Source organism: Vicinamibacterales bacterium (genome assembly GCA_036504215.1).
Classification (GTDB): Bacteria; Acidobacteriota; Vicinamibacteria; order Vicinamibacterales; family Fen-181; genus FEN-299.
Genome location: DASXVO010000069.1, coordinates 22,347 through 31,483, shown reverse-complemented (window position 1 = coordinate 31,483; position 9,137 = coordinate 22,347). Strand labels below are relative to the sequence as shown.

The following is a 9,137-nucleotide window of genomic DNA, read 5'->3' as shown; positions in this document are numbered from 1 at the left end:
CGCATCCTGAACGTGCTGGGCGAGCCGGTGGACAACGGCGCGCCGATCAGCGCGGACGTGGAGCGCTGGCCGATCCACCGCAAGCGCCCGGACTTCGTGGACCTCGAGCCGAAGACGGAAGTGTTCGAGACCGGCATCAAGGTCATCGACCTCATCGCGCCGTTCGTGAAGGGCGGCAAGATCGGCCTGTTCGGCGGCGCCGGCGTGGGCAAGACGGTCGTGATCATGGAGCTGATCAACAACGTGGCGAAGGGGCACGGTGGCAAGTCGGTCTTCTGCGGCGTGGGCGAGCGGACGCGCGAAGGGAACGACCTGTACATCGAGATGCAGGAGTCGGGCGTCATCAAGAGCACGGCGCTGATCTACGGGCAGATGAACGAGCCGCCCGGAGCGCGCCTGCGCGTGGGCCTCGCGGGACTGACGGTGGCCGAGTACTTCCGCGATCGCGAGAAGGCGGACGTGCTCGTCTTCATCGACAACATCTTCCGCTTCACGCAGGCGGGCTCGGAAGTGTCGGCGCTGCTCGGCCGCATGCCGTCGGCCGTCGGCTACCAGCCGACCCTGCTGACGGAGATGGGCGAACTGCAGGAACGGATCACGTCGACGAACAAGGGGTCGATCACGTCGGTCCAGGCGATCTACGTGCCGGCCGACGACTACACTGACCCGGCGCCCGCGACCACTTTCGCACATCTCGACGCGACAACGAACCTGTCGCGAGCGATCGTCGACCGTGGCATCTACCCGGCCGTCGACCCGCTGGCCTCCAGTTCGCGCATCCTCGATCCGCACATTGTCGGCGAGGAGCACTACGCCGTCGCGCGCGGAGTGAAGCTCGTGCTGCAGCGCTACAAGGACCTGCAGGACATCATCGCGATCCTCGGCATCGACGAGCTCTCGGAAGACGACAAGCTGTCGGTGGCACGCGCCCGGAAGATCGAGCGCTTCCTGTCGCAGCCCTTCTTCGTCGCCGAGCAGTTCACCGGCACGCCCGGCAAGTACGTGCAGGTGGCCGACACGATCCGCGGCTTCAAGGAGATTCTCGACGGCAAGCACGACGGGCTGCCCGAGCAGGCCTTCTACATGGTCGGCACGATCGAAGAGGCCGTCGAGCGCGCCGCCCAGATGAAGAAATAGACGACGATATGCCACTGCCGCAATACCTCGCCCTCGAACTCGTGACGCCCGAGCGCGCGATCGTCCACGACAAGGTGGACGAGGTGCAGGTGCCGGGCGTCGAGGGATACTTCGGCGTCCTGCCGGGGCACACGCCGATGCTGGCGGAACTCCAGGTCGGCCAGATGTGGTACCGCAAGGGCGGCGAGAAGTTCTACATGTCGGTGGCGTTCGGCTACTGCGAGGTGCTGCCGGACCGCGTCACGGTCCTGGCGCAGATTGCCGAGCGGGCCGAGGAGATCGACGTGGACCGTGCCCAGGCTGAGCGCCAGCGCGCCGAGCAGGCGCTCGCCAGCCGCGTGTCAGACTTCGATCTCGAGCGCGCCCGCATCTCGATGATGAAGGCCCTCACGCGGCTGCAGGTTGCCTCGCGAGCCCGGACCCGCGGCTAGAAGTGACGCCCAGAGTCCAGAATGTCCCTGTCCTGTTGCGCCTCCTCCCACACCGGTATGCGCCGGGAGACCAACGAAGACAGTTACTGCGCGCGGGTCGACCTCGGCCTGTTCGTGGTCGCCGATGGTGTCGGTGGCTATGAGGCCGGCGAGATTGCGTCGCGTGCCGCCGTGGATGCGATCGAATCGGCGGTGGCCGACACGAAGGGCTGGGACGAGGACACGACGTGGCCGTTCGAATACCAGCCGGGCCTCGGCGTGGACGGCAATCGCCTCAACTGGGCGCTGCACCTCGCGAACGCGCGCATCCGCATCGAGATCGAATCCGCGCGCGGACGGCAGGGAATGGCCACGACGATTGCGACGGTCCTCGTGCCCGGCGACGCGAACGGACCGAAATCGCCGGTACGCGGCGTCACGATCTGCCATGTCGGCGACAGCCGGATCTATCGGTTCCGCGGCGGACGCCTCGACCGCCTGACCAACGATCACTCGTGGGTCGAAGAGCAGATGCGCGCCGGCGCCTTCACGCCGCAGGAAGCGCGGGCGCACCCGCGGCGCAACCTGCTGACGCGCGCGCTGGCGGGCGGTGCGGAACCGGAGGCCGAGTTCGGCTGGGTACCCGCGTCCGAAGGCGACCGCCTCCTCCTCTGCACCGACGGACTGTGCGGCGTCCTCACCGACGCCCAGATGGAGGGGATCGTCGAGCAGGACACGGCGGACGAGGGGACCGGTGGCGGCTGCGTGTGCGATGCACTCGTGCATGCCGCGAACCTCGCCGGCGGGCCGGACAATATCACGGCGGTGATCGTGAGACTGTGACTCCATGTTCCACAACCTCTCGCAGCTCGTCCGTTACCGCGGACTGATCCAGAGCCTCGTCGCTCGGGATCTGAAGGCCCGGTATCGCGGGTCGGTGCTCGGCTTCTTCTGGTCGTTCATCAACCCGCTGCTGCTCCTGCTCGTGTATTCGTTCGTCTTCGCAGTGGTCCTGCCGAACCGCGCGCCCGAGACGCAGCCGTACGCCCTCTTCCTCTTCTGCGGCATCCTGCCGTGGACCTGGTTCTCTTCGTCCGTGCTCGAGTCGGCCAACGTGCTGATCGCCGGCGGCAACCTGATCAAGAAGGTCCTGTTCCCGGCCGAAGTGCTGCCAATCGTCACCGTGCTTTCGAACCTCGTGCACTTCCTGTTCGGCCTGCCGATCCTGATCATCTTCCTCATTTATTACCGGCGGCCGATCGAGTTCCCGGAGGTGCTGTGGTTCCCGGTGGTGCTGCTGACGCAGCTGATCCTGACGACGGGCATTGCGCTGATCGTGTCGGCGCTGACGGTGCACTTCCGCGACATCAAGGACATCCTGTCGAACCTCGTGACGTTCTGGTTCTTTGCGACGCCGATCATCTATCCGATGACGCAGGTCGAGAAGGGATCGTTGCAGCGAACACTGCTGAACCTGAACCCGTTCACGCACCTGGCGATCTCGTACCAGGAGATCCTGTTCTACCCCTCGACGCCGCCGGGCTCGTTCGGCCACTGGAAGGGCTTGCTCATCCTCCTGGCCGCGTCGATCGCGCTGTTCTTCGCAGGCTACTTCCTGTTCGACCGCCTGCGGGATTCGTTCGCCGAAGAAGTGTGATCGCCAGCCATGTATTCGATTGAAGCGACGGGTGTCACGAAGGTCTACCGGCGGTTCTCGAATCGCCGCCAGTTCGCCACGCTCAAGAGCGCGCTGCTCAAGGGCACGGTCCTGCGCGACTTGCACCCCAACGAGACGTTCGCAGCCGTCAAGGACGTCTCGTTCAAGGTGCGCAAGGGCACGACCTACGGCATCATCGGCCGAAACGGGTCTGGCAAGAGCACGATGCTCAAGCTGGTGGCCGGCATCACCAAGCCGACCGAGGGCCGCGTGTCCGTCGAGGGCCGCATCTCCGCGCTGATCGAGTTGGGCGCCGGTTTCCACCCGGAGATCTCCGGCCGCGAGAATGTCTTCATCAACGGCATCATGCTCGGCCTCACCAAGCGCGAGGTGGCGCGCCGCTTCGACGAGATCGTCGACTTCGCCGAACTGACGGATTTCATCGACGCCCCGGTGAAGACGTACTCGTCTGGCATGTACATGCGCCTCGGGTTCGCCGTCGCCATCAACGTCGACCCCGACGTGCTGCTGATCGACGAGGTGCTGGCCGTCGGCGACGAAGCGTTCACCCACAAGTGCCTCGACAAGTTCGCGGAGTTCCGCCGGCGAGGCAAGACCATCCTGCTCGTGACGCACTCGCTCGGTCTGGTCGAGCGGTTCTGCGACGACGTGCTGTGGCTGGACAGCGGGAGCATGCGGGGGGAAGGCGACCCCCGGCGCGTGGTCTCGGCCTACTACGCGGACGTCGCGAAGAGCGAGGAGAAACAGCTGGCCGCGAGCGACGCGCGTGCCCGCGATGCCGCCCTGGCAGCCGCGGCGACGAGCGGCGGGCAGTCGGGCGAGGGGCCCCAGCCGGAGAATCCGACAGCAGCCGGCGAAGCGCCGGCCGACATGTTCAAGGCGAGCGAAGGGAGGTGGGGATCGCGCGAGGTGGAAATCTCGAACGTCACGATCCTCGGCGCCGACGGCGCGCCCAAGCAGGTGTTCCAGGCCGGCGACGCCATGGCGATCCGCCTGAACGTGCGCGCGCTCAAGCCGGTCACCGGCGTCGTGTTCGGCTTCGGGCTGTTCAACACGGAAGGCGTCTGCTGCTACGGCACGAACACCAACATGGAAGAGTTGCAGATTCGCGAGGTCGTCGGCGTACAGGAAGTCGTCTTTCGCATCGAACGCCTCGACCTGGTCGAGGGCACGTACAAGATCGATCTCGCCGTGCACCACCTGGACGGCAATCCGTACGACTATCATCGCCTGCTGTACAGCTTCCGAGTGAAGTCGCGTACGAAGGACGTCGGCATCTACCGCCCGCCGCACACGTGGGAGTTCTCGAAGGACATTCAGATTCGCCACGGCGTCCGGCGCGACGACCCGACCGAACCGGTGTCGGACGACCCGACGCATCAGACGACGTAGGGGCGCAACAAGGCTTCCCCGCCCGTCCACAGAAGAAACCCCATGGTCCTCTCTCGCGAACACGCCGTCGCCTGGGCTGACAGGATGCGCGCCGGTGGCAAGAAGGTCGTCTTCACCAACGGCTGCTTCGACCTGCTGCACCCCGGCCACGTCCGCTATCTCGCCGGGGCGCGCGCGCACGGCGACTCGCTGATCGTCGGGGTGAACACGGATCGATCCGTCCGGGCCATCAAAGGCCCCACACGCCCCATCAACGACGAACAGGACCGCGCCGAGATCGTGGCCGCGCTCGCCGCGGTTGACGCCGTCGTCATCTTCGACGAGGACGACCCGTACGCGATCATCAGCGCGATCCAGCCCGACATCCTCGCCAAGGGCGCAGACTGGGCCCCCGACGCCATCATCGGCCGCGACATCGTCGAAGCCCGCGGCGGCAAGGTCATCCGAATCGCTCTCGCACCCGGCTTCTCGACGACAGGTATGATTGAGAAGATCAGAGGAGTCGGGCAGGGCTGATGCCCTGCTCTGGCCGAAGATCGTCGGCCCCGGTATGGGCGATCCGGCCCTGACACCGAGGCCAGGCATCATCGGTTGGAGCAGGCCGTCAGGCCTGCTTTTCAATGTCCACATCTCTTACCCTCCAGGCGCTGCTCAAGGCGACGATCAACAAGGTGGCTCTCGGTGTGCCCGGACCCACGCGCGTGACCGGTCTGTCGCCGGCAGCACAGGCGCTCTACCTGGCAGCCGCCGCGAATCGGCAGGCACCGGCACCCAGGCCGGGCACCACGGGATCGACGATCGTTGTCGTCGTGCCGACCGACGCGGACGTCGAACAGACGACCGCGGACGTGCGCTTCTTCCTGGCTGCGCTCGAGGGTCTGTCGGACGCGGCCGTGCTGCAGGCGGTCCTGCCGTTTCCGTCGCACGAAGTCGATCCCTATCGCGGCCTCTCCCCGCACCTCGGCGTCCTCTCCGCGCGGACGCGGGCCCTCCACGCCGCAGCCACCGGCACCGCGCGGGTCATCGTGGCGTCGGCCACCGCGATGTTGCCACGGGTCAGCGCGCCGACGCGCCTGCTCGAGGCATCGCTCGAGCTGAAGTCCAGCAACGACATCGACCCCTACGCGCTCGCCGAGTTGCTCGTGGACGCCGGCTTCACGCGCCAGGATCCGGTGGACTCGCACGGCGAGTTCTGCGTCCGGGGCGGCGTCATCGACATCTTTCCGGCCGGCAGCGCCCAGCCTGTTCGTCTCGACTTCGTTGGTGACACGGTCGAATCGATCCGCCAGTTCGATCCGGCGACGCAGCGGTCCACCGGGGAGGTCGAGCGCGTCACGATCGTCCCATTGAAAGAGGTGTTCGGGGATCGCGCGCAGCCGGCAGGGCCGGCCTCCAGGCCGGTTGAAGACGACAAAGACCCGGCGCGACAAGCCTCCTGGCCGGCCGACGATGACGACTCCGACGACCCCGACGATTCGGACGACGACGTCGTCGCGCCGCCGTTCGATCCCTCGGCGAAGCCCGCACCCAACATCGAACCCGGCGATCGGTCCGCGACGCTGCTCGACTTCGTGAAGCGGCCACTGCTCTTCGTCTGCGAAACCGACGATGTCCGGGCGCGAGCCGAGAAGTCGATCGACCAACTGGCCGGCAGCTATCGGGACGTCATCGACCGGACGGGTCCACAACCCGTCCCGCCGATCCCCGCGCCCGAAACGCTGTTCATCCCGCTCGACGACCTCACCGCGCTGTTCGATCTGGCTACGCACCTGGACGAACTTGACGTCCGAGCGATCGACACAGAGCACGCGGAGCACGCAGCGTCGGACAGGCCAGACCGGCCCGAAGGCCAGCACCAGGCACCTGGCCCCGAGCACCTGGCACCTTTCTCCTGCCAGCCCAGCATCGAGTTCCGCGGCCGCATCGCCGACTGGGTTGCCGCCATCAAGTCCGCGCGCCAGTCCGGCGAGACGGTCCTGTTCGTGGCCGAAACGCCCGGCCGCGCCGAGCGCACGGTCGAAGTCCTCAGCGATTACGAGTTGATCGCCGTCCCCGTCTTCGTCGATCCGCGACAACGCGAGAACGTCCAGGCGCGCGGCGAGATGGCGCACGCCGCCGCCGTCCTCGTCGCAGTCGGCACGCTCTCGCGCGGATTCCGCCTGCCCGACGCCGGCCTGCAGATCTTCGCGGAGTCGGACGTGTTCGAGGAAGAGCGGCGCGCCGCCGATCGTCGCCGCTCCGCCTCGCGCGCATTCCTTTCCGACTTCCGCGACCTCAAGGTCGGCGACTTCGTCGTCCACGTCGATCACGGCATCGGCCGATTCGTGGGCCTCCGCCAGATCTCCACGGACCCGTACAGCGAGTCCACGCAGGAATTCCTCGAGCTGCGCTATGCGGGCGACGACAAGCTGTTCGTCCCGGTCGAGCGCCTCGACCTGCTGCAGAAGTACACCGGCGCCAGCCGGCCGTCGCTCGACCGCATGGGCGGGACGACGTGGGAGCGGGCGAAGACGCGCGTCAAGAAAGCGATGCGCGACATGGCGGAGGAGTTGCTCAAGCTCTACGCCCAGCGCAAGGCCGTGCCCGGCCACTCGTTCTCGCCAGACACACACTGGCAAGAGGAATTCGAGGGCACGTTCCCGTACGACCTGACCGTGGATCAGAAGGCCGCCATCTCCGACATCAAGTCCGACATGGAGTCATCCACGCCGATGGACCGTCTGCTGTGCGGCGACGTCGGCTACGGCAAGACCGAGGTGGCGATGCGCGCCGCGTTCAAGGCCGTGATGGATGGCAAGCAGGTGGCGTTCCTCGCGCCGACAACCGTGCTCGCGTTCCAGCACCTCAAGACCCTGCGCGAACGGTTCGCGGGATTTCCGGTGCGCATCGACATGGTCAGCCGCTTCCGCACGAAAGGCGAGATCAAGCAGACGCTCACCGATCTCGCTGAAGGCAAGATCGAAGCGATCGTCGGCACGCATCGTCTGCTGTCGAAGGACGTGCTGTTCAAGGATCTCGGCCTGCTCGTCGTGGACGAGGAGCAGCGGTTCGGCGTGGCGCACAAGGAGCGCATCAAGCAGATGCGCCGCAAGGTGGACGTGTTGACGATGACCGCGACGCCGATTCCGCGGACGCTGAACATGTCGCTCGTGGGCATCCGCGACATGTCCATCATCGAGACGCCGCCGAAAGATCGCCTCGCCATCCAGACCAATGTCGTGCGCTTCGACCAGCAGCTCATCGCGCGCGTCGTCCGCAACGAGTTGGCGCGCGGCGGACAGATCTACTTCGTCCACAATCGGGTGGAGTCGATCTACGCGATTGGCGACCTCGTGCAGCGCCTCGTGCCTGAGGCGAAGATCGTGATCGGCCACGGCCAGATGAGCGAGGACGCGCTGGAGCGCGCGATGGTCGACTTCGTGGCGCGCAAGTACGACATCCTGCTGGCGACGACCATCGTCGAGAACGGCCTCGACATCCCGAACGTCAACACCATCCTGATCAATCGAGCCGACCGCTACGGATTGTCACAGCTCTATCAGCTTCGCGGCCGCGTTGGCCGATCGGATCGGCCCGCGTACGCCTACCTCCTCATCCCGCCCGGCAACACGCTGTCGCCGATCGCCCGCAAGCGGCTCGCGGCAATCCGCGAGTTCAGCGACCTCGGCAGCGGTTTCCGTGTGGCCGCGCTCGACCTCGAGATCCGCGGCGCCGGCAACCTGCTCGGCGGCGAGCAGAGCGGCCACATCGAGGCGATTGGCTTCGAGATGTACATGAAGCTGCTCGAGCAGACCGTTCGCGAATTGAAGGGTGAGGAGGTCGAGGACGAGACGCGCGCGACCGTGAACCTGAACATCGACCTAAGGATTGGCGAGGCCTACGTGCCCGAGCAGTCGCAACGCCTTGCGCTCTACCGCCGAGTGGCGGGATCCCGCACCGACCGCGAGCTCGAGGGCATCATCGAGGAAATCCAGGATCGGTATGGCCCGATGCCGGCGGAGGTGCTGAATCTGGTGGACTACGGCCGGATTCGCATCATGGCCGACCGAATTGGCGTCGAGAAGATCGACCGCCAGGGCTCCTCCGTCGTCTTTACATTCAAGGGTCAGGGCGGACCAGACCCGAACCTCGTGATCCGCCTCGTGCGCGAGCACCCGGAGGTCACCCTGGCCCCCCCGGCGAGCCTGAAGCTCGACCTGAACTGGAAGGCGAAGGTGCGCGATGCCGGGCGGGCCCTGAAGCCCGCCGATCGCGCCGGAAGAGGAGCGGCGAGCTTCACGCGTTCGCCGGTCGGCTCCGGCGACCTACGGCGAGCCCGGCGACCGCAGGGCACCTCCTGGTGGACCGCGCGAGCGACGGAGGATGAGGTGCGCCCCGGGTTCAGCAAGGAAGCGATCCTGCGGCCGACCAAGGAAGACCCCCGGGGCCCCGACGGCGTCCTGACCCGCGTCGCCGGCGTGTTGAGTGAATTGGTCGGATCGAAGTAAAATAACCCTCTTCAATAGTTTAGCTGGCGTCGG

7 protein-coding genes are annotated in these 9,137 nt (G+C 66.5%); all 7 read left to right on the top strand.

Annotated elements, in window-relative coordinates; genetic code table 11:
• Nucleotides 1-1,137, top strand: a 1,137-nt coding sequence (atpD, locus tag VGK32_19100) for a F0F1 ATP synthase subunit beta (protein ID HEY3383876.1), incomplete at its 5' end; no start/stop codon positions are given.
• A gap of 8 nt (nt 1,138-1,145) precedes the next feature.
• Nucleotides 1,146-1,568 (top strand): F0F1 ATP synthase subunit epsilon, encoded by a 423-nt coding sequence (locus VGK32_19095; GenBank protein HEY3383875.1) that lies wholly within the window; start codon nt 1,146-1,148, stop codon nt 1,566-1,568.
• A gap of 21 nt (nt 1,569-1,589) precedes the next feature.
• A complete protein-coding gene (locus tag VGK32_19090) occupies nt 1,590-2,390 on the top strand; it encodes a protein phosphatase 2C domain-containing protein (GenBank protein HEY3383874.1) in 801 nt (266 codons plus the stop codon).
• A 4-nt stretch (nt 2,391-2,394) separates the two neighbouring features.
• The gene (locus VGK32_19085) at nt 2,395-3,204 is read left to right on the top strand and encodes an ABC transporter permease (GenBank protein ID HEY3383873.1); all 810 of its coding nucleotides are present in this window, start codon (nt 2,395-2,397) and stop codon (nt 3,202-3,204) included.
• Nucleotides 3,205-3,213: 9 nt separating this feature from the next.
• Nucleotides 3,214-4,617 carry an ABC transporter ATP-binding protein gene (locus tag VGK32_19080; GenBank protein ID HEY3383872.1) on the top strand — a complete coding sequence of 468 codons (1,404 nt, stop codon included), beginning with the start codon at nt 3,214-3,216 and terminating at the stop codon, nt 4,615-4,617.
• 42 nt (nt 4,618-4,659) lie between these two features.
• Nucleotides 4,660-5,133 carry a D-glycero-beta-D-manno-heptose 1-phosphate adenylyltransferase gene (rfaE2, locus tag VGK32_19075; GenBank protein ID HEY3383871.1) on the top strand — a complete coding sequence of 158 codons (474 nt, stop codon included), beginning with the start codon at nt 4,660-4,662 and terminating at the stop codon, nt 5,131-5,133.
• Nucleotides 5,134-5,237: 104 nt separating this feature from the next.
• Nucleotides 5,238-9,104: a transcription-repair coupling factor gene (gene mfd, locus VGK32_19070; GenBank protein HEY3383870.1), complete on the top strand. Its 3,867-nt coding sequence runs from the start codon at nt 5,238-5,240 to the stop codon at nt 9,102-9,104.
• The last annotated feature ends 33 nt before the right edge of the window (nt 9,105-9,137 follow it).